The sequence below is a fragment of the Streptococcus mitis genome, assembly GCF_026782865.1.
In the GTDB taxonomy this organism is placed as follows: domain Bacteria; phylum Bacillota; class Bacilli; order Lactobacillales; family Streptococcaceae; genus Streptococcus; species Streptococcus mitis_CG.
This window is the reverse complement of sequence record NZ_JAKUXK010000005.1, coordinates 1-25,657: the sequence shown is the minus strand read 5'-3', so window position 1 is coordinate 25,657 and position 25,657 is coordinate 1. Positions and strand designations below refer to the sequence as shown.

Below are 25,657 nucleotides of genomic sequence, written 5' to 3'. Positions count from 1 at the left end.
ACTGAAAATCAATAAGTTTAAAAATAGCTAAGTCTGCTGTCCTAGCTTTTGGTTCAAAGTAGAGAAAGGAATATCATGGCAAATCATTTCCGTACGGATCGTGTGGGCATGGAAATCAAGCGTGAAGTCAATGAGATTTTGCAAAAGAAAGTCCGTGATCCGCGTGTCCAAGGTGTGACCATCACAGATGTTCAGATGCTAGGTGACTTGTCTGTTGCCAAGGTTTACTATACCATTTTGAGTAACCTTGCTTCAGATAATCAAAAAGCCCAAATCGGGCTTGAAAAAGCAACTGGTACTATCAAACGTGAACTTGGTCGCAATTTGAAATTGTACAAAATCCCAGATTTGACTTTCGTCAAAGACGAATCCATCGAATATGGAAACAAGATTGACGAGATGCTACGCAATCTGGATAAGAACTAAGAAGAGGGGCAACCCTCTTTTTTGGTGGAGGAAAAGGCAATAAACATGCTGGCAGAATCTTTCCAGAGTTAAACATTATTAAAAAGCCTTATAAAATTCAACTTGTATGATATTATAGGAAATGAAAAGAGTAAATTTCACAGAAATAGCCAGCAAGACTGGTATCTTCAATATTTTGAAAGTGTAGTTAAACGAGGGAAGATAATATGGGGCCTATCAAAGCTTTTGCTAAAATTTATGGTAATTACATTTTGACCATGCAAGGTGTAAAAGTAATGAAAACGATAAAGAAAGATGACAATGTCGTTGTTGGTTTTGGGAAACTCTTTATTGCAGATAAGCTAATGGATACAGCTCGGTGGCTCATTAAGCCAGAGGATAAAAAATGAAATTTTTTTGGGGACTTCTTGCCATTATTTTTATCAAACCAATTATTGGAATTGTGAAATTCTTGTGGATGTTCATCTCTTTTGCAGTCCAATTATTGTTTTACAAGATAGTGTTTAAGATATTGGATTGGCTCTTTAAACTTATCTAGATGGTAATCCAAGTCGCAGAGAACTAGCAGGAACTACACTGCTAGTTTTTTAATCTCTTTCCATATGGTATAATATAAGCAGCAAAATCATTTTAGAACATACAATGGAGGTCGTCATGGACAATATCATCGATGTGTCAATTCCCGTTGCAGAAGTGGTGGACAAGCATCCAGAAGTCTTGGAAATCCTAGTGGAGCTGGGATTTAAACCCCTTGCCAATCCCTTAATGCGCAATACAGTTGGTCGCAAAGTATCGCTCAAACAGGGCTCTAAGCTTGAAGGAACCCCTATGGACAAGATTGTCCGCACGCTGGAAGCAAACGGCTACGAAGTGATTGGGTTAGACTAATGGCAGATGAACGGATTCATGTCCTGCGGGATATTTTGTTAGAATTGCATAATGGCGCCTCTCCTGAATCAGTTCAGGAGAGCTTTGATGCGACCTTTACAGGTGTTTCAGCCATCGAGATTTCCCTCATGGAGCACGAGCTGATGAACTCGGACTCGGGCGTCACTTTTGAAGATGTCATGGAACTCTGCGATGTCCATGCCAATCTTTTTAAAAATGCTATTAAAGGTGTCGAAGTAGAGGATACCGAACACCCTGGCCACCCAGTTCGCGTTTTCAAGGATGAAAATCTGGCCCTCCGTGCGGCCTTGATTCGCATTCGGAGATTGTTAGATACTTATGAATCTATGGAAGACGAGGAAATGCTGGCGGAGATGCGCAAGGGCTTGGTGCGTCAGATGGGACTTGTAGGTCAATTTGACATCCACTACCAGCGCAAGGAAGAGCTCTTTTTCCCCATCATGGAGCGCTATGGTCACGATTCACCTCCTAAAGTTATGTGGGGAGTTGATGATCAGATCAGGGGACTCTTTCAAACAGCTCTAATGACAGCTAAGTCACTACCTGAAGTGCCGATTTCTACTGTGAAAGAAGCTTTTGAAGCCTTTGCGACAGAGTTTGAAAGTATGATTTTCAAGGAAGAGTCCATCCTTCTCATGATTCTCCTTGAGTCCTTTACTCAGGATGATTGGCTTCAGATTGCAGAGGAGAGTGATGCCTACGGCTATGCCATCATCCGTCCGTCTGAGAAATGGGTGCCAGAAAGACAGAGTTTTGTTGAGGAAAAGAGTGCAGAGGAGCCCGTACAGCTAGATATGGCAGAAGGTCAAGTTAAACAAGTTATCGATACGCCAGAAGGGCAGTTTACCATTACCTTTACCCCTAAGGAAAAGGAAGCAGTGCTGGACCGCCATAGTCAACAGGCTTTTGGCAATGGCTATCTCTCAGTCGAGCAGGCCAATCTCATTCTCAATCATCTCCCTATGGAGATTACTTTTGTCAATAAAGACGATATTTTCCAGTATTACAATGACAATGCGCCAGCTGATGAGATGATCTTCAAACGGACCCCGTCCCAAGTCGGACGCAATGTTGAACTCTGTCATCCGCCTAAGTATTTGGACAAGGTCAAGACTATCATGGAGGGACTTCGTGAAGGAGTCAAGGACAAGTATGAGATGTGGTTCAAGTCTGAGTCGCGAGGCAAGTTTGTCCACATCACCTACGCAGCAGTGCACGATGAAAACGGAGAATTCCAAGGAGTGCTGGAGTATGTTCAGGATATCCAGCCCTACCGAGAGATTGACACGGACTATTTCCGTGGATTAGAATAAGGAGAAAAAATGAGTTACGAACAAGAATTTATGAAGGAATTTGAAGCCTGGGTTAATACCCAGATTATGATCAACGACATGGCGCACAAGGAAAGTCAAAAAGTCTACGAAGAAGACCAAGACGAGCGTGCCAAAGATGCCATGATTCGCTACGAAAGTCGCTTGGATGCTTATCAGTTCTTGCTTGGTAAGTTTGAAAACTTCAAGGCAGGCAAGGGATTCCATGATTTGCCAGATGGCTTATTCGGTGAGCGAAATTATTAAACGAGATAGGTTCTTGATTTTTTACTAAAATCTTGATAGAATATTTATATTAAATCCTTGTCAGAGCAGGGGTTTTTTATTGAAAGGATTTTATCATGTCAAAGAAACTCAATCGTAAAAAACAATTACGAAATAGCCTCCGTCGCGCAGGTGCCTTTTCAAGTACTGTGACTAAGGTTGTAGAAGAGACAAAAAAAGTCGTGAAACGTGCAGAGCAGTCAGCGAGCCAAGCTGGTAAGGCTGTTTCTAAAAAAGTTGAACAAGCAGTAGAAGCTACTAAAGAGCAAGCTCAAAAAGTAGCCAATTCTGTAGAAGATTTTGCAGCAAACTTGGGTGGACTTCCACTTGATCGTGCCAAAACTTTCTATGATGAAGGAATCAAGTCTGCTTCAGATTTCAAAAACTGGACTGAAAAAGAACTCCTTGCCTTGAAAGGAATCGGACCAGCTACCATCAAGAAATTGAAGGAAAATGGCATCAAGTTCAAGTAATCTTTCTTGTGTCTTGCATTTCCAAGAAAAACTTGCTACAATAGAGCCATTAGAGGTGTTTTGAATCCCACATTTTACAGAAAGTGGCGGTGCTGAGAAGTCCACAAATGTGTCAAAACTAGTTGCTAATGGATGAAAAATTGAAATAAAAGTGTCTTTTTGTTTTAAAGACGAGAGTTGCGGGCTTGGCCCGAAATTGGGTGGTACCGCGGATAAGCACATTCGTCCCTGTCATGTAGATGGCAGGGGCGATTTTTTGTAGAAAGTGAGGTGAGAAGAATGTCAAGAGCTGAATTACCAGAACGCTTAGAAACCGAACGGCTCGTCTTGCGAGTTCGTACAGTGACTGACGCCGAAGATATTCATGCCTACGCTAGTCTGCCAGAAGTCGCCTGTCCAGCAGGCTTTCCGCCCGTCAAGACCTTGGAAGATGAGATTTACTATCTGGAGCACATTCTTCCTGAGCGCAATCAAAAGGACAAGCTCCCAGCTGGCTATGGGATTGTCGTCAAAGGAACAGATAAAGTCATTGGTTCTGTTGACTTCAACCATCGCCATGCGGATGATGTGCTAGAGCTTGGCTATACCTTGCATCCAGACTATTGGGGTCGAGGCTACGTACCAGAAGCAGCGTTTGCCTTGATTGACTTAGACTTTAAAGATTTGGATCTTCACAAGATTGAATTGTCTTGCTTTGGATATAACTTTCAAAGTCAACGAGTTGCAGAAAAGCTTGGATTTACCCTCGAAGCTCGTATCCGAGACCGTAAAGATGTTCAAGGGAACCGCTGTGACAGTCTGATATATGGCTTGCTGAGGAGTGAGTGGGGGGTGATTTGATGCATCTTTTCATCATTGGGGCTCCAGCTTCTGGGAAAATGACGATTGGTCAAGAGTTATCTCGACTGACGAATGCTACCCTCTTTTATAACCATCAAGCCATCGATTTTGCATTAGAAATCTATCAGGATTATACAGAGGAGATGTGGGAATTTGTTCGTGGAATCACCTTTTCTTTCCTTGGAGCAAGTGCAAGAAATCAGCGATCAGTAATTTTAACAGACGTAATTGATTTTTCAAATCAGTACCAGCTGATGTATTTGAAGCAAATTCAGGATTTGTTGGATGACTATCATCAAGAGATTCTTTTTGTGGAGTTGGAAACAAGTCTTGAGGAGCGTTTACGTCGAAATCGAACGGAGAACCGGTTGAAGTACAAGCCCTTGAAACGGCATATTGAGATATCTGAAAGAGAAATTTTAGAGACCACTGAAACCCTTCAATTAAATTCCCAACATCAACCGAATGAGTTGCACCACTACTTTAAAATAAATAATACGAGTTTGACTGCAAAAGAAGCTGCTAAGCAAATTCAAAATAAAATGAACAAAATAGAGAAAGGACAAACACATGTCTAAAGAACTTTCACCTAAATACAATCCAGCCGAGGTTGAGGCTGGTCGTTACCAAAAATGGCTTGATGCTGATGTTTTCAAGCCTTCAGGCGATCAAAAGGCTAAGCCTTATTCAATCGTGATTCCGCCACCAAACGTAACTGGTAAGCTTCACCTTGGTCACGCTTGGGATACGACTTTGCAGGATATCATCATCCGTCAAAAACGCATGCAAGGTTTCGATACGCTTTGGCTTCCGGGGATGGACCACGCGGGGATTGCGACTCAGGCTAAGGTTGAGGAGCGCTTGCGTGGAGAGGGCATTACACGTTACGATCTCGGTCGTGAGAAATTCCTCGACAAGGTCTGGGAATGGAAAGACGAATATGCCACTACTATCAAGGAACAATGGGGCAAGATGGGGCTCTCTGTGGACTATTCTCGCGAGCGTTTCACTCTTGACGAAGGTTTGTCAAAAGCTGTTCGTAAGGTCTTTGTGGACCTTTACAAGAAAGGTTGGATCTATCGTGGTGAGTTTATCATCAACTGGGACCCAGCTGCTCGCACAGCCCTTTCTGATATCGAAGTTATCCACAAGGACGTAGAAGGCGCCTTCTACCACATGAATTACATGCTGGAAGACGGTTCACGCGCCCTTGAAGTTGCCACAACTCGTCCTGAGACTATGTTTGGGGACGTTGCCGTTGCGGTCAATCCGGAAGACCCACGCTACAAGGATTTGATTGGTAAAAACGTCATCCTTCCAATCGCTAATAAATTGATTCCAATCGTTGGGGACGAACACGCAGACCCTGAGTTTGGTACGGGTGTCGTGAAAATCACACCTGCCCACGATCCAAACGACTTCTTGGTTGGTCAACGTCATAATTTGCCACAAGTTAACGTCATGAACGACGACGGAACTATGAACGAGCTTGCCTTCGAATTTGCAGGCATGGACCGTTTTGAAGCTCGTAAGGCAGTCGTTGCTAAGTTGGAAGAAATCGGTGCCCTCGTTAAAATCGAAAAACGTGTCCACAGTGTTGGTCACTCAGAGCGTACAGGTGTAGTGGTTGAGCCACGCTTGTCTACTCAGTGGTTCGTTAAGATGGACCAATTGGCTAAGAATGCTATTGCCAATCAAGACACAGACGACAAGGTAGAATTCTACCCACCTCGTTTCAATGATACCTTCCTCCAATGGATGGAAAATGTCCATGACTGGGTAATCTCTCGTCAGCTCTGGTGGGGTCACCAAATCCCTGCTTGGTACAATGCTGAGGGTGAAATATATGTCGGCGAAGAAGCTCCAGAAGGTGACGGATGGACTCAAGACGAAGATGTCTTGGATACTTGGTTCAGCTCTGCTCTTTGGCCATTCTCTACCATGGGCTGGCCGGATGTGGACTCAGCAGACTTCAAACGCTACTTCCCAACGTCAACCCTAGTAACAGGTTACGACATCATCTTCTTCTGGGTGTCTCGTATGATCTTTCAATCATTGGAATTCACTGGTCGTCAGCCATTCCAAAACGTGCTTATCCATGGTCTCATCCGTGACGAGCAAGGACGTAAAATGTCTAAATCTCTCGGAAACGGAATTGACCCAATGGATGTTATCGAGAAATATGGTGCCGATGCCCTTCGCTGGTTCCTTTCAAACGGTTCTGCCCCAGGACAAGACGTGCGCTTCTCTTATGAGAAAATGGATGCTTCATGGAACTTTATTAACAAGATCTGGAACATCTCTCGCTACATCCTCATGAACAATGAAGGTTTAACCCTTGAGCAGGCAACTGCTAATGTGGAAAAAGTTGTCAACAAGGAAGCTGGAAATGTCACAGACCGCTGGATTCTCCACAACCTCAATGAAACAATCGGAAAAGCTACTGCTAACTTTGACAAGTTTGAGTTTGGTGTGGCTGGTCACATCCTCTACAACTTCATCTGGGACGAGTTTGCGGACTGGTACGTTGAGTTGACCAAGGAAGTCCTTTATAGCGATAACGAAGAAGAGAAAGTCATCACACGTTCTGTTCTCCTTTACACTTTGGACAAGATCCTTCGTCTCCTCCACCCTATCATGCCATTTGTGACAGAGGAAATCTTTGGACAAATCTCAGAAGGCTCTATCGTCACAACAGAATACCCAACTGTCAATCCAGCCTTTGAAGACCTTGCAGCTCACACTGGTGTGGAAAGTCTCAAAGACTTGATCCGTGCCGTTCGTAATGCCCGTGCGGAAGTAAACGTTGCACCAAGCAAGCCAATCACCATCCTTGTTAAGACAAGTGATAGCGACTTGGAAGCTTTCTTTAACAGCAATGTCAACTACATCAAACGTTTCACAAATCCAGAACACTTGGAAATTGCCTCAACCATCCCTGCACCTGAACTGGCTATGTCAAGCGTCATCACCGGAGCAGAAATCTACCTGCCGCTGGCAGACCTCCTCAATGTCGAAGAAGAATTGGCTCGTCTAGACAAGGAACTGGCTAAATGGCAAAAAGAACTGGATATGGTAGGCAAGAAGCTTTCTAACGAACGCTTCGTAGCCAATGCTAAACCAGAAGTCGTCCAAAAAGAACGCGACAAACAAGCCGACTACCAAGCTAAATACGATGCGACAGTCGCACGTATTGATGAGATGAAGAAGTTGGTGAAATAAACATAGAAAGATAAACTTAAATCATAATATTTAGGTTTATCTTTTCACCACTTTTGACAGCGCTTACTTTTTAATAAAAGGAGAAATATTTATGAGAATTGATAAAATTACTATCGAAGGATATAGACGCTTTAATAAGAGCGTAATAAATTTAAATCATGGAAATTTTGCTATTTTAGCAGGAGCAAACAATAGTGGAAAAACTTCGCTTATTCAGCTGTTAGACATTGTTTTCAATAATAAATCAAGAAAGTCAGTGGGTTTTAATGATTTTTCTATCTCATTAAAGTCTTTGTTGGATAAAAAAGTTAAGGAATTAGATCTTTCCTCAGATTTTAAGGACGAGAAGTTCATTGAATTTATAAATTATATTAATGAACATATAAAAATAAAACTTCAAATTGTATTGTCCTATGATGTGGAGGAATCCATAGGTCTATTTGCAAACTACCTAATGGATCTAGAAGATGATATGCGGAACTTTTACTTTGAATACAATTATAAACTCAATACAGAGGTAATAAAAGAAGAATTTATTAAACAAGATATCAAATCAGCTACAATACTTCAAGAAATCATAGAACAAAATACAGAAAGTGTTTATTTTTATGCTGATAAGGATTTCAATAATAAGAAAATTATTGAATATAAAGATTTTAAAAAACTATTCCATTTTGAATATATATCTGCTGATAGAGAACTAGATGATGAAAATCTTAAAAATAAAAAGATAACTACATCGATTATTTCATCATCTGATTCCACTGACCGTGATTCTATATGGGATAGTAAATTTGATGAATTAAAAAATAAAATAGCTAATGATTTAGCTGAATCAGAAATTGATTCTAGTATTCAAAAAGAAGCAGAACAAGTTTTATCTGACTTAAAAGATAGTCTAGACAATGTATCAAAAAATGAAATTGAAGCTTTGGAAGCGAAATTTCATTTTAACGAAAAGAATTTATTGAACTTGATTAAGGATAGTTTATTAATCAATTATTCACATAGTACTGATGAATTTTTGTTTACTTTAACTGAAGAATCTCAAGGTCTTGGGGTTAGTAATCTAATTTATATGAGCCTCCAAATTGATAGATTTAGAAGAACAATTCAACCAACTACTGTTAATCTATTTGTTATCGAAGAACCTGAAGCACATATGCATATACAAATGCAGAAAGTACTAGTTAGTTATATTGAAACTATTTTTAGTAAACAAAAAAATCTACAAGGAATTATTACAACTCATTCAACTGAAATTGTAAAAAATGTAGATGTAAATGATATAAAAGTCATTCGTTCAGAAAATAATTTTATGAATCGTATAATTGATTTGCATCAATTTATTGTTAATAATGGAGATAAAAAATTTTATGAAACATTTTTTAAATTGAATTTCGCAGATTTAATTTTTTCAGATGCTGTTATCTTTTATGAGGGTGATGCAGAGAGAATGTATTTTGAAAGTTTGATTAATAGGAAACATTCAAAATATATAAATTTAACTCGTCAATATATAAGTTATTGTCAATGTGGTGGAGCTCACGCACATAAATATTTTCCACTATTAAATGAATTGAGAATGACGGCCTGTGTCTTTACTGATATTGATTACGATAAAGAAAGGGAGGAATTAGAGGGAATAGATAGTGATAAATCTTCTAATGCGACTTTAAACTCAATATTATCTGGTGAGAATAAAAACGTTGGCAGTATATATCAACAACAAAGAGAAAATAGAAGGAAAAATATAGAAGTTTTCACTCAAACATGTCATGATGGTTATTCCAGAACTTTAGAAGAAGCAATTTTATATAAACTACTTTTTCCTATCCCTCCTTATTCTGAAGTAAATCGAAGAAAGTACCGTTCACAAATGATTACAGCGTTTGTGAACGTAAAAAGAGTAAAAAGAAAGATAAAGTCTAGAAAATATAATCAAGCAAATAGGAATGTGAATAAGAATAAGAATAAAGGTGTATTTATAAAACATAAGAGAGATTTTTGGAAATATATAAATAGCAAATCAAAATTAGTTTTTTCCATCCCGACTAAAAAAGGATTAGCAATCAGTATCAGAGATGTTGTAAATAGTTTGGACAAAACCGACTTTATGTATTCAATTATCATGAATGGCAAAGAAGTTGAAATACTACCTAATTATATCGAGGAGGGATTATTATGGCTCAACAACAAAATAACTTCTACAAAATAAATGCTCCTGCTGGAAGTGGCAAGACTTACTTTATTAGTAAGACTATTAACGATATTCTTAATAATGAACCATTTGTTAAAATTTTGTGTATTACCTATACTAATAGAGCCTCCCAAGTAATGCAGGAAAGAATTGTTTCTCCAAACGTTGAAATATCAACTATTCATAGTTTCTTAAATAAGTTTTTAAAGCCATTCTTTAGAAATGAGAAAGTTATAGACTATTATCTTGAAATTTATAAAGAAGAAATTGAGACTACACTCAAAGAAGAAACAAAATTAAATAGATATAAAGAAAAATTTCAAGTAGAGGGTGAAGTTTCTGAGGAGACAATAAAATTAAATTTATATGAAATTTATTATAATGAACGACAATACTCATCCGTGTTAAATGGTGGTTTATCTCATGATGATTTATTGAACTTTTCATTTAAATTAATAGATAGATTTCCTAAAATTGGGTTTAAGTTACGTGAGATGTATGATTATATTTTCATTGATGAGGTTCAAGATACAAATGCAGATATTTTGAGATTTTTTTATAATTCGGCTAAAGATAGTTCAACAAATGTTTATTTTCTTGGAGACAAGATGCAAGAAATTTATAATAAATATGATGGTTCGTTTGAAACTGAATTTAGAGAATTTGATGGTAATCTCTCAAAAACCTTTACCACCAATTACCGATCCTCTGAAGAAATAGTTGATTTATTAAATAATTTATATCAATCTTCTTCTAGAGTAAAACAAGTAGCATACAAAGGCAAAAAAGGTCAATTCCCTCAATTAGTCTTCACAGATAACATTGAAAAATATTTATTTGATAATAGAGAGGCTTACGAAGAGTTTTATAAATTAAGAACAATTAATAAAAAAAGGTTCAAAAACATCAATAATAGTGGAAAGTCTGCTGAAGAAATCTATAAAATATATCAGGAAATATACCCTAATAATGGTCGTGTTAGTGTAATGGATGTTTTGACAAACAGCAACTATGATGAAAATCCTGATGTGCTAATGTCTTTTTTAAGTTTGTTATTTCAAGTGTTGAATGAATATAAAAATAAAAATTATGGTGAAGTGATTCGTATCTTCAAGAATAGCAAAAGAAACTTATCTTTTGGTAAATCTATTTCAGTTTTTAATAGCCATCTTTTGAAAATTGAACTTCATGAGGATAAGGTAAAACTGAAAGAAAAAATGAATTTCTTTATTGAATTATTAGAATCTGATTCTTCGCTGGAAACTGTACTTCAGGAATTAGTTAATGAGAGAATTATTAGTAGTGATTTCTATAAATTTATATCCTTATATGAAAGAGATGGCTCTTTTCTCTATATTGATTTATTCTCTTTATCAATCGAATTATTTAAATTGATTGATGAATATAATAGAAATCCTATGGTGTCAACACAACATGGAGTAAAGGGAGAAGGGCATAAAAAGATACTATTTGTAGCTGAGGATTCAGGTAACCCAGGTATTAAGATATATGAATTCCTAAACCTATTTACATATTTTTATACTCAAAATATTTCATTTAATTTCGATAAGTTTCAACAGTTTTATTATGATTTTAATTGTGATATTTTATCACTAGAAGAGAAACTAGGAAAAAAAATTAGGGAAATTAAAGCAGCAGATAGAGAACAATACTTTGATTATTTTCATAATATCTATAAGAAGTATTTAGATAATGAATACTTTAAATCTATCTGCTTGAATCAAAATACGCTTCAACTTCAAAGAAATACTAGTCTCGCGGATATAAGAATTATTTTAAATAATCGTATGGTTAGATCTACCTTAACAGCCTACAAACTTTTTTATGTTGGATGTTCTCGAGCTGAAGAAGAATTAGTTGTGTTAATTGATGAAAATAAAATCGAATATATGAAAGAATTTGAGAATTATTTCAAACAAATTGGTTTTCAGATATAGATATACAAAGTCTGAAGTATCTAATCCGTGCTGTTCGTAATGCGCGTGCGGAAGTAAACGTAGGAGCAAGTATGATACGACCGTAGCACGAATTGATGAGATGAAGAAGTTGGTGAAATAGTGGCAGACGATTACGAAAAATATAAATCGTGGTTTAATCAACCATTGAATATATTAGATTCAAAAGACTTAAACGACGACTATTTGAATAATAATTTCAAAATGATTGATTATTATCAAGATATATATTATGATGAGATTGTAATAGATGAACTGATTAATAAATTAAAACAAGGTCAATTTGATAATTTAAGTATTATTGATTTAAATAGATTTAGAATATTTCTGGATGCAGTATTATTAACTTTCAATAATGAGAAGGTTTATAATGCTTATTTGAAAGACAAATTTGCCTTTCAACCATTTTTTGACAGATTGAATGATTCAAAACTCTTTATACGAGAACGCCCATTTTTAGAAAATTATAAGAAGTATTTGAATAATCTTTTTAAAATACGCATTAATAAATTTGATTCATTTTTTTACTCACTAGATGGAGAAGATAGACGAGTTTGGGATCAGTTCAAGATAGTAAGGAATGCTTACTCACATATGCAATACGGTTTTTATGCAAATGATTCTACGGGGTTTCTAAGTAATTTTTCAATTTATAACCATGATAAGGGACAAACTAAAGAAATTGGGTTTGTTTTTGAACCAATTTTGCATCTTTTTATTCAGCAATTCTTTTCAAATTATTCTACCTCTGGTATATCATATAAACATTCTTGGTTTGAAGTGGATTTTCAAAAAAAAGAAACTAAATTTTACAAAGTGACACTCCCGAAAAATTTTAATATAAAATACGCTGGTTTCGATAAAAGTCACCCGATGAATCAATTTACAGATATTCTGCAAAGTAATAATAAAAGGGTAATCGAACAATTTATTAAAAAATATAATCTAGACTATCGAATTGAAAATATTAACAATGACGATTTAAGTAACTATCTTGAGTTCTATTTAAACAGATACAACTGGAGTGATGTACACGATTTTATCAATCAAATAAAATTCTTATTTGATTTTGAAACGGAATTTTCAAATTTTTTGGTTCACTTAATTCAGCTGAATGACCGATTGATTGATTATTTAAGAGATAGATATCTTGGAGTCAATAGACTAGAGCAGATTATAGATAGTTTAAAAGAGTTACAAGAGGATTCTGATAAATTCCTTTGCTTTAAATTTTCTTTTGAAATTTTACGGATGTTTAATATTGCATCTCGTATGGAAGATGATGATTTACCTAAAATTAACTATTCTAAAATTAGCGTACAAGGTATCTTTTTAAAAAATCCTCTTGCACTATATACCTACTATCAAAAAAATAAAGATAAATATGGAATCCAAACTCATAGAGACTTGAGAACAGCTTATATAGTTGAAAGACTAAGGAATGCAATTATGCACGGTCGATACTGGATTGAATTAAAAAATGGTATTGTGACTTATATATTTGAAGATAAGTTTAATCACAGAAGTGAGTTACTTGAAGTTCCTGAGGAATCATTGCTTCGTTTTATAAATCAGGATATTTTTAAGATAAGATAATTAAAAAATTAATGAGTTTAGTTAACCATATTAAAGCTAATAATTTTTAGAAAGCAGGTTACTACATGACTAATTCTACAAGTTCGAACCGCTTTGGGAAGTACGATATTGTAGCTTAATTTAATATATCATCGGTATTGAATTCATCTGGATTGATAGCGAAAATCTACCTAGCGACACCATCGGCTGGGTAGCAAAGAAATAAAAAGTCCTGTCACTTTCTCCCATTTAACCTTTGACTATTCTGCAAAATTATCGTAAAATAAAGAGTAAATGATAAAATGAGGTCAGAGTCTGTTCACTCTGGCGATAGTAGTATAAATGAGGAGAAACGCTTTGGAATTAGAAGTATTTGCTGGGCAAGAAAAAAGTGAACTATCTATGATTGAGGTAGCGCGTGCTATCTTGGAACTTCGTGGTCGCGATCATGAGATGCATTTTAGCGATCTTGTAAACGAAATTCAAAACTACCTTGGAACATCAAACAGCGATATCCGTGAAGCCTTGCCTTTGTTCTACACAGAGTTGAACTTTGACGGTAGCTTCATCTCACTTGGAGACAACAAGTGGGGGCTTCGTTCATGGTATGGTGTGGACGAAATCGATGAAGAAATCATCGCTCTTGAAGAAAATGATGACGATGAAGTCTCACCAAAAGCTAAGAAAAAACGTGTCAATGCCTTCATGGATGGTGATTCAGATGCCATTGACTACAATGCAGATGATCCAGAAGACGAAGATGCATACGAAGCAGATCCTGCTCTTTCATACGATGATGAAAATCCAGATGATGAGAAAAATGAAGTGGAAGCTTATGATGCAGAAATCAACGAAATCGCCCCAGATGACTTGGGTGAAGACGTGGATCTCAACGAAGAAGACGATGAGTTTTCAGACGATGATTCTGAAAACATCGAGGAATAAAAATTAGCTATTGACAATTATCCTATTTTTAGGTATCATATTGTTCGGGCACCTCTTTTAGAGGTCGGGGCTCCCTAGTTCTTAGGGAGCTATTTTTGTTTTTTCAAGAAGTTATCTTCTTGTATTTTAGTTGTGAATCTGGCGTAGTCGTCCCAGATTATTCTTATTAGTAGGGTCTTGTTTTCTATGTCCCCTCGTAGTTAACAAGGCCTTGAGCATTTTAGAAAGAGGAATCTATGTCTACGAAATATATTTTTGTAACTGGTGGTGTGGTATCGTCTATTGGGAAAGGGATTGTTGCAGCGAGTCTGGGCCGTCTCTTGAAAAATCGAGGTCTTAAAGTAACCATTCAAAAATTTGACCCTTATATCAATATTGATCCGGGAACCATGAGTCCTTACCAGCACGGAGAAGTTTTTGTGACAGATGACGGAGCTGAGACAGATTTGGACTTGGGTCACTATGAACGTTTCATTGATATCAATCTCAACAAATATTCCAACGTGACAACTGGTAAAATTTACAGTGAAGTTCTTCGTAAGGAACGTCGTGGAGAATACCTTGGGGCAACTGTTCAGGTTATTCCTCATATCACAGATGCTTTGAAAGAAAAAATCAAGCGTGCCGCTCTAACGACTGATTCTGATGTCATTATCACAGAAGTTGGTGGAACAGTAGGAGATATCGAGTCCTTGCCATTCTTAGAGGCCCTTCGTCAGATGAAGGCAGATGTGGGGGCGGATAATGTTATGTACATCCATACAACCTTGCTTCCTTACCTCAAGGCTGCTGGTGAAATGAAGACCAAACCAACCCAACACTCTGTCAAAGAATTGCGTGGATTGGGAATCCAACCAAATATGTTGGTTATTCGTACAGAAGAGCCAGCTGGTCAAGGAATTAAAAACAAACTAGCCCAGTTCTGTGATGTGGCACCAGAAGCCGTTATTGAATCATTAGATGTTGAACACCTTTACCAAATTCCATTGAACTTGCAGGCACAAGGCATGGACCAAATTGTCTGTGACCATTTGAAATTAGACGCACCAGTAGCAGATATGACAGAATGGTCAGCCATGGTGGACAAGGTCATGAACCTGAAAAAACAAGTTAAAATTTCTCTTGTCGGTAAGTATGTGGAGTTGCAAGATGCCTACATCTCAGTGGTCGAAGCCTTGAAACACTCTGGTTATGCCAATGATGCAGAAGTTAAAATCAATTGGATCAATGCCAATGATGTGACAGCAGAGAATGTGGCAGAGCTTTTGTCTGATGCGGACGGAATCATCGTACCAGGTGGTTTTGGTCAACGTGGTACGGAAGGGAAAATCCAAGTCATCCGCTATGCGCGTGAGAATGATGTTCCAATGTTGGGAGTCTGCTTGGGAATGCAGTTGACTTGTATCGAGTTTGCTCGTCACGTTTTGGGTCTTGAAGGTGCCAATTCTGCAGAGCTTGCACCAGAAACAAAATACCCTATTATTGATATCATGCGTGATCAGATTGATGTTGAGGATATGGGTGGAACCCTTCGTTTGGGACTTTATCCATCTAAGTTGAAACGTGGCTCTAAGGCTGCGGCTGCTTATCACAATCAAGAAGTGGTGCAACGCCGTCACCGTCACCGCTATGAGTTTAACAACGCCTTCCGTGAGCAGTTTGAGGCAGCAGGCTTTGTCTTTTCAGGAGTTTCTCCAGACAATCGTTTGGTCGAAATCGTGGAAATTCCAGAAAATAAATTCTTTGTAGCGTGTCAGTATCACCCTGAACTGTCAAGCCGTCCAAATCGTCCAGAAGAACTCTACACAGCCTTTATTACTGCAGCGGTTGAGAATAGTAATTAGCAAAATCAGAACCTTTGAGAAGAATCTCAGAGGTTTTTTGATTGCATATTTAGGATATAATTTGCAAAATAAAAATATAGTGACATAATTAACATAACAACAACTAAGGAACTACAATGAAAAAAATCACATTATTTGGTTTGTCTCTAGCTGGTCTAGCTTTACTGGCTTTTCCACATTCAGGGCAGGCATTTGAGCTTAAAGAAGAATGGGTTGTTAAGTGTGGAGTGCAGTATCAAGATGGCAAGATTCTTCGGTTTAACAATGGTCATGAAGTGGATATCAAAGTCTTGGATTTGCCAAAAACCGAGAAAATCGAGTGGACGGTTAGTCTCGATGGTCAAGATCAAACTGTCAATTTCCTAGGTCAAGAAAAGGACAAGTCTATGATGGGTGTAGAGGGGCGTTACCTGAATTTTTACGTACCTTATGGCTATAGAGGAGATATCAAGGTCGAGGCTAAGAGCGGAAACGAAGTGAAGACCTGGTCAACGAAAGTTGTGGATGATATTCATAATGATAGTGGAAAGAGAGGTTACTATCGTATTGAAGAATCAAATGATCAATACACTTACCTCGATGCTAAATGGGATTATCACACCAAGACTTACACTGCTACCTTACCAGAGACTGTCAATGATCAAAAAGTCTTTGCTTGGGCAGACTATGACAATGGCGAGTTGAAACTTGAAAAACTAAAATCTATCAGTCATAAATATGATGGAGGGTCTTTCAAAGAACTTTATCCGATTGTAAAAGCAGAAAGTTGGCTAAAATCAAACCAAAACTGGTACTATCAACAACAAGGTCACTTAGTGCAGAATGATTGGGTTTATGACAAGGGAGAATGGTATTATGTAAGTTCTTCTGGTGCCATGATTGCGAATGATTGGGTCAAAGACAATGGTAAGTGGTATTATCTAGCTTCATCAGGTAAGATGCTTCGCAATACCTACACGCCTGATGGTTATTACGTTGGTAACTCAGGCGCCTGGCAATAAGAATAATACTCTTCGAAAATCTTTTCAAAACACGTCAGCTTCATCCACAACCTCAAGACAGTGTTTTGAGCTGACTACGTCAGTTCTATCTACAACCTCAAAGCAGTGCTTTGAGCAGCCTGCGGCTAGCTTCCTAGTTTGCTCTTTGATTTTCGTTGAGTATAAGAAGTCCTTTTCCTTAAAGGAAGGGGCTTTTTACTTGCGTTTCTGCTACTTCCTCATTTGTCCTAAAGCCTTTTTTGTGTTAAAATGAATGGTATGAAAGCTAAAAAAATGTGGATGGCAGGTCTGGCTCTGCTTGGTATTGGGAGCCTTGTCCTTGCTACGAAAAAAGTTGCAGATGACCGTAAGCTCATGAAGACTCAGGAAGAGTTGACAGCGATTGTGCGAGACCATTTTTCAGACATGGGGGAAATTGCGACCCTCTATGTTCAAGTCTATGAAAGCAGTCTAGAGAGCTTGGTTGGTGGCATCATTTTTGAGGATGGCCGTCATTATACCTTTGTCTATGAAAATGAAGACCTAGTCTATGAGGAGGAAGTCTTATGATACAACCAGCAAGTTTAGAAGAATTGGCATCTTTAGTAGAAAAAGATGGCAAGAAGGTCTTCCTTTTTGTGGCAGACTGGTGTGGCGATTGTCGTTATATCTATCCTGCCTTGCCAGAGATTGAGGAGACCAATCCAGAGTTCACCTTTATTCGAGTGGACCGAGACCAGTATATGGATTTGGCCAAACTCTGGGATGTATATGGAATCCCTAGCCTTGTTGTTCTAGAAAAAGACAAGGAAATTGGTCGTTTTGTTAATCGCGACCGTAAAAGCAAGCAACAAATTAACGACTTTTTAGCAGGACTGAAATAGGAGAAAAAGGAAACAATGATTTTTACATATAATAAAGAACATGTCGGTGATGTCCTTATGGTCATCGCGAAAAATAGCGGAGATGCCAAACTAGATGTGGATCGCAAAGGCAAGGTAGCTCGTGTTTTCCTCAAAGATAATGGGAAAACAGTGGCTTGGAATATTTTTGAAGTTTCAAGTTTGTTTGAAATTGCAGAGCGCGGTCAAGTCTTTTTATCAGATGAGCAAGTCGCTCGTTTGAACCAAGAGTTGCAGGCAGAAGGATTTGCAGAACAAATTGTCAATGACAAGGAACCTAAGTTTGTTGTTGGTGAAATTGTCGAGATGGTAGCCCATCCAGATAGTGACCACCTCAACATCTGCCAAGTTGCAGTCGCTAGTGATAAGACTGTACAAATCGTTGCAGGAGCTCCCAATGCGCGTGTCGGGTTGAAAACCATTGTGGCTCTTCCTGGAGCAATGATGCCAAAAGGCAACCTCATTTTCCCAGGTGAACTTCGTGGTGAAAAGAGTTTTGGAATGATGTGCAGTCCTCGTGAACTTGCCTTGCCAAATGCTCCGCAAAAACGAGGGATTATTGAATTATCAGAAGACCAAGTTGTTGGAACTCCATTTGATCCAGCTAAACACTGGACTGCCTAAGAAGTTGTTAATATCTGATAGACCAGATAGAAGGAAATAAGATGGCAAAAAATGTTGTGATTACAGGAGCGACATCAGGAATTGGTGAAGCGATTGCGCGTGCTTATCTGAAGCAGGGTGAGAATATCGTTCTAACCGGACGACGGACAGACAGACTAGAAGCCCTTAAGTCGGAGTTTGCAGAAGCCTTCCCAAATCAGACAGTTTGGACTTTTCCGCTAGATGTCACAGATATGACCATGGTAAAGAATGTCTGCTCTGATATTCTAGAAACGATAGGGAAGATTGACGTCTTGGTTAATAACGCCGGTCTGGCTCTAGGTTTAGCACCCTATCAGGATTATGAAGAGTTGGATATGTTGACCATGCTGGATACCAATGTCAAAGGTTTGATGGCAGTTACTCGCTGTTTCTTGCCAGCAATGGTAAAAGCCAATCAAGGACATATCATCAACATGGGGTCAACCGCAGGAATCTACGCCTATGCAGGTGCAGCAGTTTATTCAGCTACCAAGGCAGCGGTTAAGACCTTTTCAGATGGTCTGCGAATTGATACCATCGCAACGGATATCAAGGTGACGACCATTCAGCCTGGAATTGTCGAAACAGATTTTTCCACAGTGCGATTTCATGGTGATAAAGAACGAGCTGCGTCCGTTTACCAAGGAATCGAAGCCTTGCAAGCTCAGGATATTGCAGACACAGTAGTCTATGCGACCAGTCAACCTCGTCGTGTTCAGATTACAGATATGACCATTATGGCAAATCAACAGGCGACAGGTTTCATGGTTCATAAAAAGTAAAAAATTTCCTCGAAAAGTTACAAATTTCTGTAACTTTTTTTGATTTCCTACGAATAGATAAGTAGGAGGAAGAAAAATGTATAATAAAGTTATCTTAATTGGACGCTTGACGTCTACACCAGAATTGCACAAAACCAACAATGACAAGTCAGTGGCGCGCGCAACTATCGCTGTAAATCGTCGTTACAAAGACCAAAATGGGGAACGAGAAGCTGACTTTGTCAATATGGTCCTATGGGGCAGATTAGCAGAAACCTTGGCAAGTTACGCAACCAAAGGAAGTCTCATTTCTGTGGATGGAGAACTTCGTACCCGTCGTTTTGAGAAAAATGGTCAAATGAACTACGTGACCGAAGTACTTGTGATAGGATTCCAACTCTTGGAAAGTCGTGCCCAACGTGCTATGCGTGAAAATAATGCAGGCCAAGATTTGGCGGATTTGGTTTTGGAAGAGGAAGAATTGCCATTTTAAACATTAAAAAGTCTGAGTTGGTCTCAGGCTTTTTATCTTGAGAAAGTCAGACTTTTTTCTTGACTATTTCTGACCAAGTGATACAATAGAACTATAAATTAGCACTCAGATATAAAGAGTGCTAACAATATGTAGTCATCATGGAGGAAATCAGATGTTGAAACCATTAGGAGACCGTGTGGTCTTGAAAATCGAAGAAAAAGAACAAACTGTTGGAGGTTTTGTCCTCGCAGGTTCAGCCCAAGAAAAAACCAAAACAGCCCAAGTTGTAGCTACTGGACAAGGTGTTCGTACCTTGAACGGTGACTTGGTAGCTCCAAGTGTTAAGCCTGGAGATCGTGTCTTAGTTGAAGCCCACGCAGGTCTTGATGTCAAAGACGGCAATGAAAAGTACATTATCGTTGGCGAAGCGAACATCTTGGCTATCATTGAAGAATAGAAGGAGAAAGTAAGTATGTCAAAAGAAATTAAATTTTCATCAGATGCCCGTTCAGCTATGGTTCGTGGTGTCGATATCCTTGCAGACACTGTTAAAGTAACCTTGGGACCAAAAGGCCGTAATGTCGTTCTTGAAAAGTCATTCGGTTCACCCTTGATTACCAATGACGGTGTGACTATTGCCAAAGAAATCGAGTTGGAAGACCATTTTGAAAATATGGGTGCCAAATTGGTATCAGAAGTAGCTTCAAAAACCAATGATATCGCAGGTGACGGGACTACAACTGCAACTGTTTTGACCCAAGCAATCGTCCGTGAAGGAATCAAAAACGTCACAGCAGGTGCAAACCCAATCGGTATTCGTCGTGGGATTGAAACAGCAGTTGCCGCAGCAGTTGAAGCCTTGAAAAACAATGCTATTCCTGTTGCCAACAAAGAAGCCATTGCTCAGGTTGCTGCCGTATCTTCTCGTTCTGAAAAAGTCGGCGAATACATTTCTGAAGCCATGGAAAAAGTTGGTAAAGACGGAGTCATCACCATCGAAGAGTCACGTGGTATGGAAACAGAGCTTGAAGTTGTAGAAGGTATGCAGTTTGACCGTGGTTACCTTTCACAGTACATGGTGACAGATAGCGAAAAAATGGTGGCTGACCTTGAAAATCCGTACATTTTGATTACAGATAAGAAGATTTCAAATATCCAAGAAATTTTGCCGCTCCTAGAAAGCATTCTCCAAAGCAATCGTCCCCTCTTGATTATTGCGGATGATGTAGATGGTGAAGCTCTTCCAACCCTTGTATTGAATAAGATTCGTGGAACCTTCAATGTGGTAGCAGTCAAGGCACCTGGTTTTGGTGACCGTCGCAAAGCCATGCTCGAAGACATTGCCATCTTAACAGGCGGAACAGTTATCACAGAAGACCTTGGTCTTGAGTTGAAAGATGCGACAATTGAAGCTCTTGGTCAAGCAGCGAGAGTAACTGTGGACAAAGATAGCACTGTTATCGTAGAAGGTGCCGGAAATCCTGAAGCGATTTCTCACCGTGTTGCAGTTATCAAGTCTCAAATCGAAACCACAACTTCTGAATTTGACCGTGAAAAATTACAAGAACGCTTGGCGAAATTGTCAGGTGGTGTAGCGGTTATTAAGGTCGGAGCCGCAACTGAAACTGAGTTGAAAGAAATGAAACTCCGCATTGAAGATGCCCTAAACGCTACTCGTGCAGCTGTTGAAGAAGGAATCGTTGCAGGTGGTGGAACAGCCCTTGTAAATGTTATCCCAGCCGTAGCTGATTTGGAATTGACAGGAGATGAAGCAACAGGACGCAATATTGTTCTCCGTGCCTTGGAAGAACCTGTTCGTCAAATTGCGCACAATGCAGGATTTGAAGGATCTATCGTTATCGATCGTTTGAAAAATGCCGAACTTGGTACAGGTTTCAACGCAGCAACTGGCGAATGGGTCAATATGATTGATCAAGGGATTATCGACCCAGTTAAAGTGAGTCGTTCAGCTCTACAAAATGCAGCATCTGTAGCCAGCTTGATTTTGACTACGGAAGCAGTCGTAGCCAATAAACCAGAACCAGTAGCCCCAGCTCCAGCAATGGATCCAAGCATGATGGGCGGTATGATGTAAGCTTTCTATAGAAAAGAACTTATAAAAATAAAAAAGGAGGGAATGACAATTCCTCCTTTTTATGCTATTCACTTCTAAATTGATTTGAGCTCTCTTAACTTATATGATAAAATAAGACTAGAAAAAGGAGAAGAACATGATCGATGTAGAAGAAATTCTGAGCAAGATGAACCCCAATCAGAAGATTAATTATGACCGTGTCATGCAGAAGATGGTACAAGTATGGGAGAAAAATGAGCAACGACCAACCATTCTCATGCATGTTTGCTGTGCCCCTTGCAGTACCTATACTCTAGAATATTTGACCAAGTATGCAGACGTGACCATTTATTTTGCCAATTCTAATATCCATCCCAAGGCAGAATACCATAAGCGAGCCTATGTTACCAAGAAATTTGTCAGTGATTTTAATGAGCGGACAGGAAATACGGTTCAGTACCTAGAAGCTCCCTACGAACCCAATGAATACCGAAAACTAGTTAGAGGATTAGAGGAGGAGTCAGAAGGTGGCGACCGTTGCAAAGTTTGCTTTGACTACCGACTGGATAAGACAGCTCAAGTGGCTATGGACTTGGGATTTGACTACTTTGGCTCAGCCTTGACCATCAGTCCTCATAAGAATTCTCAAACCATTAATAGCATCGGAATCGATGTGCAAAAAATTTATACAACCCACTATCTTCCAAGTGATTTCAAGAAAAATCAAGGCTACAAACGTTCGGTAGAGATGTGTGAAGAGTATGATATCTATCGTCAATGTTATTGCGGATGTGTCTATGCAGCCCAGGCTCAGAATATTGACCTTGTTCAGGTTAAGAAAGATGCTACAGCTTTCTTGCTGGATAAGGATGTTGAAAAAGACTATTCTCATATCAAGTTTACTGTTACGAAATTAGATATATAGAGAACAACCCAGCTGAAAAACTGGGTTTTTAAAATAAAAAAACCAGGGCTTTCACCCTAGTTTGACAACTTTACCGATTCTTTAGTTCTACATAGCGCTTGTACCAAATGTTTACATAGGCTTCTGAGAAAGGTCCACGTCCATTGTTAATCCAATCAACAAGAATTTTGACATGTTCTTTTAAAATATAGTCCAAGTCATCAGAATAATTCATTTTGCGTTTGTGACGCTCATACTCCTCAACGTCCAAGAGACGTTTTTCCCCATCTGTAAAAATTTTAACATCCAAATCGTAATCAATATACTTCAGTGCTTCTTCATCCAGATAGTAGGGGCTAGCCATATTGCAATAGTAGGAAATTCCATTATCGCGAATCATGGCAATGATATTAAACCAATATTTCTTGTGAAAGTAAACAATAGCCGGTTCTCGAGTGACCCAACGACGACCATCACTTTCGGTAACCAGTGTATGATCGTTGACACCAATAATGGCGTTTTCTGTTGTTTTTAGTACCATGGTGTCCCGCCAAGTTCGGTGGAGACTCCCATCATGCTTATAACTTTGAATTGTAATAAAGTCGCCTTCTTTTGGAAGCTTCATAACTAACCAACTTTCTACAATTTATAAGTTTATCGTTTACTATTGTACCATAAAATTACCTAAAATCTGTGAATTTTACATGAAAATATTAAAGATATTCTCTGAGAGCGCTTGCTATATCCGAAAAATCGTAGCCTTTTCGAGCTAAAACTTGAGTTAAACGCTGTTTAAGTTCGTATTCTTCATACTTTCGAGCATACTTAGCATATTGCTTATCAAGTTCCTTGAAGATGAGTTCCTGAGTCGTTTCTTGGTCAACTTGACTATCCAACTGGTCAAAGGCACTTTTAGCATCAGAGTAAGAGAATCCCTTGTTGGTCAAGTTCTGGAAAATCTTATCTTGCAAGGCACGAGCTGGAAGTTTTCCTTCATATTTTTTTAATAGTTTATTAGCTACACGTTGAGCAACTTCCGAAAAATCAAATTCTTTTAAAATCTCTGCTATAGTAGATTTTGAAACCCCTTTTTGTGTTAGTTTCTGAGTCAGTACATAAGGACCCTTGTCTCCTGAAAGTTGATTGGCATTGATGATAGCATAAGTGTACTGACCATCATTAATCCAATTATCTTCTTTAAGATTAATAATGACTTGAGAAACTATGTTTTCATCAATATTGTATTTTTTCAGATATTCTCTGACTTCTTTTTCAGTGCGCGCTTTAAAGGATAGGTGGTAGAGAGCTAGATTCTTACCGTAAGAAAATTGAGCAAAGTCCTGAATCTCTTTCAATTCTTCTTCACTTATCACCTTATCTCTTGATAACATGAAGCGAACAATAGTATCTTCAGTAATGTAGCATTTGTCGCCATTATCAAGCTCCATCAGATAGAGTCTTTTTTTCTTTTCAAGTTTTGTGATTTTCATAGTTCTATTATAACTCAAAATGTGTTAAGATAGGGGTATGAATCTGAAAGTGAAACAAAAAATACCATTAAAAATCAAGCGCATGGGAATTAATGGTGAGGGAATCGGCTTTTATCAAAAAACATTAGTCTTTGTGCCGGGTGCTCTCAAAGGTGAAGATATCTATTGTCAGATTACTTCTATTAAACGTAACTTTGTCGAGGCAAAATTACTGAAGGTCAACAAGAAGTCTAAATTCCGTGTTGTGCCAGCATGTACTATTTACAATGAGTGCGGAGGCTGCCAAATCATGCACCTGCATTATGATAAGCAGCTGGAGTTCAAGACTGACTTGCTTTATCAAGCGCTGAAAAAATTTGCCCCTACAGGATATGAAAACTATGAAATTCGTCCGACAATTGGTATGCAGGAACCAAAATATTACCGTGCTAAGTTACAATTTCAGACTCGAAAATTTAAGAATCAGGTCAAGGCGGGCTTATATGCACAAAACTCCCACTATTTAGTAGAGTTGAAAGACTGCCTAGTACAAGATAAGGAAACTCAAGTGATTGCTAATCGTTTAGCAGAATTACTTACTTATCACCAGATTCCAATCACGGATGAGAGAAAAGTTCTAGGTGTTAGAACGATAATGGTCCGACGAGCAAGAAAGACTGGACAGGTTCAGATTATTATTGTTACAAACCGTCAGCTTAATTTAACCCAACTAGTAAAAGACTTAGTTAAAGACTTTCCAGAAGTTGTGACAGTAGCTGTGAATACAAATACAGCTAAAACCAGTGAGATTTATGGTGAAAAGACAGAGATTATCTGGGGACGAGAGAGTATTCAAGAAGGTGTACTCGATTATGAATTTTCACTATCTCCTCGAGCTTTCTATCAACTAAATCCTGAACAAACAGAAGTCCTCTATAGTGAGGCGGTAAAAGCTCTGGATGTTGATAAAGAAGACCATTTGATTGACGCTTATTGTGGAGTTGGAACGATTGGATTTGCCTTCGCAAAGAAAGTTAAAACACTCAGAGGTATGGATATTATTCCAGAGGCTATTGAAGATGCTAAGCGAAATGCTAAAAGAATGGGATTTGACAACACACATTACGAAGCAGGAATAGCGGAAGAGATTATTCCTCGCTGGTATAAAGAAGGCTACCGAGCAGATGCTCTGATCGTAGATCCACCACGTACAGGTCTGGATGATAAGTTATTAGATACAATTCTTACCTATGTACCAGAAAAAATGGTTTATATTTCTTGTAATGTTTCGACCTTGGCTCGTGATTTGGTGAGGTTAGTAGAAGTCTATGATATCCATTATATTCAGTCGGTCGATATGTTTCCACACACCGCTCGAACTGAAGCTGTTGTAAAATTAATTAAAAAAATTTCAAAAAGGTGTTGACAAAGTTAGAAAAGTG

The 25,657-nt window shown here is 38.4% G+C and carries 26 protein-coding genes; 24 read left to right on the top strand and 2 right to left on the bottom strand.

From position 1 onward, the window contains the following. Positions 1–75 precede the first annotated feature (75 nt). The 23 genes from rbfA to MK482_RS03810 all read left to right on the top strand — a co-directional run bounded on the left by rbfA (position 76) and on the right by MK482_RS03810 (position 22,767). A complete protein-coding gene (gene rbfA, locus MK482_RS03920; RefSeq protein ID WP_001273601.1) occupies positions 76–426 on the top strand; it encodes a 30S ribosome-binding factor RbfA in 351 nt (116 codons plus the stop codon). Positions 427–632: 206 nt separating this feature from the next. Further along, a complete protein-coding gene (locus MK482_RS03915) occupies positions 633–815 on the top strand; it encodes a hypothetical protein (RefSeq protein WP_020902202.1) in 183 nt (60 codons plus the stop codon). Positions 816–1,080: 265 nt separating this feature from the next. Beyond that, positions 1,081–1,314 carry a DUF1858 domain-containing protein gene (locus MK482_RS03910; protein ID WP_000368739.1) on the top strand — a complete coding sequence of 78 codons (234 nt, stop codon included), beginning with the start codon at positions 1,081–1,083 and terminating at the stop codon, positions 1,312–1,314. Continuing rightward, positions 1,314–2,648, top strand: a complete 1,335-nt coding sequence (locus MK482_RS03905; RefSeq protein ID WP_268718041.1) for a DUF438 domain-containing protein — start codon at positions 1,314–1,316, stop codon at positions 2,646–2,648. Before MK482_RS03910 ends, MK482_RS03905 begins: the two co-directional genes overlap by 1 nt. Before the next feature lie 9 nt (positions 2,649–2,657). After that, positions 2,658–2,912, top strand: a complete 255-nt coding sequence (locus MK482_RS03900) for a DUF1912 family protein (protein ID WP_000119706.1) — start codon at positions 2,658–2,660, stop codon at positions 2,910–2,912. Between the two features lie 95 nt (positions 2,913–3,007). Continuing rightward, complete coding sequence (locus tag MK482_RS03895) at positions 3,008–3,403, top strand: helix-hairpin-helix domain-containing protein (RefSeq protein WP_000038635.1); 396 nt, start codon at positions 3,008–3,010, stop codon at positions 3,401–3,403. Positions 3,404–3,682: 279 nt separating this feature from the next. Then, positions 3,683–4,243: a GNAT family N-acetyltransferase gene (locus tag MK482_RS03890; RefSeq protein WP_268718040.1), complete on the top strand. Its 561-nt coding sequence runs from the start codon at positions 3,683–3,685 to the stop codon at positions 4,241–4,243. Then, on the top strand, positions 4,243–4,821 hold the full coding sequence (locus MK482_RS03885) for an AAA family ATPase (protein ID WP_268718039.1): 579 nt from the start codon (positions 4,243–4,245) through the stop codon (positions 4,819–4,821). Before MK482_RS03890 ends, MK482_RS03885 begins: the two co-directional genes overlap by 1 nt. Continuing rightward, complete coding sequence (locus tag MK482_RS03880; RefSeq protein ID WP_268718038.1) at positions 4,814–7,465, top strand: valine--tRNA ligase; 2,652 nt, start codon at positions 4,814–4,816, stop codon at positions 7,463–7,465. Before MK482_RS03885 ends, MK482_RS03880 begins: the two co-directional genes overlap by 8 nt. Positions 7,466–7,556: 91 nt before the next feature. Further along, a complete protein-coding gene (locus tag MK482_RS03875; protein ID WP_268718037.1) occupies positions 7,557–9,683 on the top strand; it encodes an ATP-dependent nuclease in 2,127 nt (708 codons plus the stop codon). Next, complete coding sequence (locus MK482_RS03870; protein ID WP_268718036.1) at positions 9,650–11,623, top strand: UvrD-helicase domain-containing protein; 1,974 nt, start codon at positions 9,650–9,652, stop codon at positions 11,621–11,623. The genes MK482_RS03875 and MK482_RS03870 overlap by 34 nt, the downstream gene beginning before the upstream one ends. 120 nt (positions 11,624–11,743) lie before the next feature. After that, positions 11,744–13,237, top strand: coding sequence for a hypothetical protein (locus MK482_RS03865; RefSeq protein WP_268718035.1), 1,494 nt, complete (start codon positions 11,744–11,746; stop codon positions 13,235–13,237). Between the two features lie 336 nt (positions 13,238–13,573). Further along, the gene (gene rpoE / locus MK482_RS03860) at positions 13,574–14,161 is read left to right on the top strand and encodes a DNA-directed RNA polymerase subunit delta (RefSeq protein ID WP_268718034.1); all 588 of its coding nucleotides are present in this window, start codon (positions 13,574–13,576) and stop codon (positions 14,159–14,161) included. 236 nt (positions 14,162–14,397) lie between these two features. Further along, a complete protein-coding gene (locus MK482_RS03855) occupies positions 14,398–16,005 on the top strand; it encodes a CTP synthase (RefSeq protein WP_268718033.1) in 1,608 nt (535 codons plus the stop codon). A 116-nt stretch (positions 16,006–16,121) separates the two neighbouring features. Next, positions 16,122–17,006, top strand: coding sequence for an N-acetylmuramoyl-L-alanine amidase family protein (locus tag MK482_RS03850; RefSeq protein WP_268718032.1), 885 nt, complete (start codon positions 16,122–16,124; stop codon positions 17,004–17,006). Positions 17,007–17,255: 249 nt separating this feature from the next. After that, on the top strand, positions 17,256–17,555 hold the full coding sequence (locus MK482_RS03845) for a DUF4651 domain-containing protein (RefSeq protein ID WP_268718031.1): 300 nt from the start codon (positions 17,256–17,258) through the stop codon (positions 17,553–17,555). Next, entirely contained in the window at positions 17,552–17,869 is a 318-nt protein-coding gene (locus MK482_RS03840) for a thioredoxin family protein (protein ID WP_000615777.1), read from the top strand. The genes MK482_RS03845 and MK482_RS03840 overlap by 4 nt, the downstream gene beginning before the upstream one ends. A gap of 15 nt (positions 17,870–17,884) precedes the next feature. Beyond that, positions 17,885–18,511 (top strand): YtpR family tRNA-binding protein, encoded by a 627-nt coding sequence (gene ytpR / locus MK482_RS03835; RefSeq protein ID WP_268718030.1) that lies wholly within the window; start codon positions 17,885–17,887, stop codon positions 18,509–18,511. Between the two features lie 41 nt (positions 18,512–18,552). After that, the gene (locus MK482_RS03830; RefSeq protein WP_268718029.1) at positions 18,553–19,314 is read left to right on the top strand and encodes an SDR family NAD(P)-dependent oxidoreductase; all 762 of its coding nucleotides are present in this window, start codon (positions 18,553–18,555) and stop codon (positions 19,312–19,314) included. Positions 19,315–19,390: 76 nt separating this feature from the next. Further along, entirely contained in the window at positions 19,391–19,786 is a 396-nt protein-coding gene (locus tag MK482_RS03825; RefSeq protein ID WP_268718028.1) for a single-stranded DNA-binding protein, read from the top strand. A 154-nt stretch (positions 19,787–19,940) separates the two neighbouring features. After that, positions 19,941–20,225, top strand: a complete 285-nt coding sequence (gene groES / locus MK482_RS03820; protein ID WP_268718027.1) for a co-chaperone GroES — start codon at positions 19,941–19,943, stop codon at positions 20,223–20,225. A 15-nt stretch (positions 20,226–20,240) separates the two neighbouring features. Then, a complete protein-coding gene (gene groL, locus MK482_RS03815) occupies positions 20,241–21,863 on the top strand; it encodes a chaperonin GroEL (RefSeq protein WP_173875849.1) in 1,623 nt (540 codons plus the stop codon). Between the two features lie 136 nt (positions 21,864–21,999). Further along, positions 22,000–22,767 (top strand): epoxyqueuosine reductase QueH, encoded by a 768-nt coding sequence (locus MK482_RS03810; protein WP_268718026.1) that lies wholly within the window; start codon positions 22,000–22,002, stop codon positions 22,765–22,767. 70 nt (positions 22,768–22,837) lie between these two features. On the opposite strand, the gene MK482_RS03805 is transcribed toward MK482_RS03810, so the two are convergent. Further along, a complete protein-coding gene (locus MK482_RS03805) occupies positions 22,838–23,371 on the bottom strand; it encodes a DUF402 domain-containing protein (protein ID WP_000775316.1) in 534 nt (177 codons plus the stop codon). 88 nt (positions 23,372–23,459) lie between these two features. Beyond that, positions 23,460–24,236, bottom strand: coding sequence for a recombination regulator RecX (gene recX, locus MK482_RS03800; RefSeq protein WP_268718025.1), 777 nt, complete (start codon positions 24,234–24,236; stop codon positions 23,460–23,462). 37 nt (positions 24,237–24,273) lie between these two features. Here recX and rlmD point away from each other — a divergent pair, with 37 nt between their 5' ends. Continuing rightward, positions 24,274–25,641 (top strand): 23S rRNA (uracil(1939)-C(5))-methyltransferase RlmD, encoded by a 1,368-nt coding sequence (gene rlmD / locus MK482_RS03795; protein WP_268718024.1) that lies wholly within the window; start codon positions 24,274–24,276, stop codon positions 25,639–25,641. Positions 25,642–25,657 lie beyond the last annotated feature (16 nt).

Excerpts from the sequence above, each read along its gene's own strand:
- MK482_RS03805 (WP_000775316.1), bottom strand. The coding sequence starts at position 23,371 with ATGAAGCTTCCAAAAGAAGGCGACTTTATTACAATTCAAAGTTATAAG.
- groES (WP_268718027.1), top strand. The coding sequence starts at position 19,941 with ATGTTGAAACCATTAGGAGACCGTGTGGTCTTGAAAATCGAAGAAAAA.
- MK482_RS03895 (WP_000038635.1), top strand. The coding sequence starts at position 3,008 with ATGTCAAAGAAACTCAATCGTAAAAAACAATTACGAAATAGCCTCCGT.
- MK482_RS03845 (WP_268718031.1), top strand. The coding sequence starts at position 17,256 with ATGAATGGTATGAAAGCTAAAAAAATGTGGATGGCAGGTCTGGCTCTG.
- MK482_RS03880 (WP_268718038.1), top strand. The coding sequence starts at position 4,814 with ATGTCTAAAGAACTTTCACCTAAATACAATCCAGCCGAGGTTGAGGCT.
- groL (WP_173875849.1), top strand. The coding sequence starts at position 20,241 with ATGTCAAAAGAAATTAAATTTTCATCAGATGCCCGTTCAGCTATGGTT.
- MK482_RS03870 (WP_268718036.1), top strand. The coding sequence starts at position 9,650 with ATGGCTCAACAACAAAATAACTTCTACAAAATAAATGCTCCTGCTGGA.
- ytpR (WP_268718030.1), top strand. The coding sequence starts at position 17,885 with ATGATTTTTACATATAATAAAGAACATGTCGGTGATGTCCTTATGGTC.
- MK482_RS03810 (WP_268718026.1), top strand. The coding sequence starts at position 22,000 with ATGATCGATGTAGAAGAAATTCTGAGCAAGATGAACCCCAATCAGAAG.
- MK482_RS03875 (WP_268718037.1), top strand. The coding sequence starts at position 7,557 with ATGAGAATTGATAAAATTACTATCGAAGGATATAGACGCTTTAATAAG.
- MK482_RS03910 (WP_000368739.1), top strand. The coding sequence starts at position 1,081 with ATGGACAATATCATCGATGTGTCAATTCCCGTTGCAGAAGTGGTGGAC.
- MK482_RS03830 (WP_268718029.1), top strand. The coding sequence starts at position 18,553 with ATGGCAAAAAATGTTGTGATTACAGGAGCGACATCAGGAATTGGTGAA.
- MK482_RS03825 (WP_268718028.1), top strand. The coding sequence starts at position 19,391 with ATGTATAATAAAGTTATCTTAATTGGACGCTTGACGTCTACACCAGAA.
- MK482_RS03915 (WP_020902202.1), top strand. The coding sequence starts at position 633 with ATGGGGCCTATCAAAGCTTTTGCTAAAATTTATGGTAATTACATTTTG.
- MK482_RS03900 (WP_000119706.1), top strand. The coding sequence starts at position 2,658 with ATGAGTTACGAACAAGAATTTATGAAGGAATTTGAAGCCTGGGTTAAT.
- rlmD (WP_268718024.1), top strand. The coding sequence starts at position 24,274 with ATGAATCTGAAAGTGAAACAAAAAATACCATTAAAAATCAAGCGCATG.
- MK482_RS03850 (WP_268718032.1), top strand. The coding sequence starts at position 16,122 with ATGAAAAAAATCACATTATTTGGTTTGTCTCTAGCTGGTCTAGCTTTA.
- MK482_RS03885 (WP_268718039.1), top strand. The coding sequence starts at position 4,243 with ATGCATCTTTTCATCATTGGGGCTCCAGCTTCTGGGAAAATGACGATT.
- MK482_RS03890 (WP_268718040.1), top strand. The coding sequence starts at position 3,683 with ATGTCAAGAGCTGAATTACCAGAACGCTTAGAAACCGAACGGCTCGTC.
- recX (WP_268718025.1), bottom strand. The coding sequence starts at position 24,236 with ATGAAAATCACAAAACTTGAAAAGAAAAAAAGACTCTATCTGATGGAG.
- MK482_RS03855 (WP_268718033.1), top strand. The coding sequence starts at position 14,398 with ATGTCTACGAAATATATTTTTGTAACTGGTGGTGTGGTATCGTCTATT.
- MK482_RS03905 (WP_268718041.1), top strand. The coding sequence starts at position 1,314 with ATGGCAGATGAACGGATTCATGTCCTGCGGGATATTTTGTTAGAATTG.
- rbfA (WP_001273601.1), top strand. The coding sequence starts at position 76 with ATGGCAAATCATTTCCGTACGGATCGTGTGGGCATGGAAATCAAGCGT.
- MK482_RS03840 (WP_000615777.1), top strand. The coding sequence starts at position 17,552 with ATGATACAACCAGCAAGTTTAGAAGAATTGGCATCTTTAGTAGAAAAA.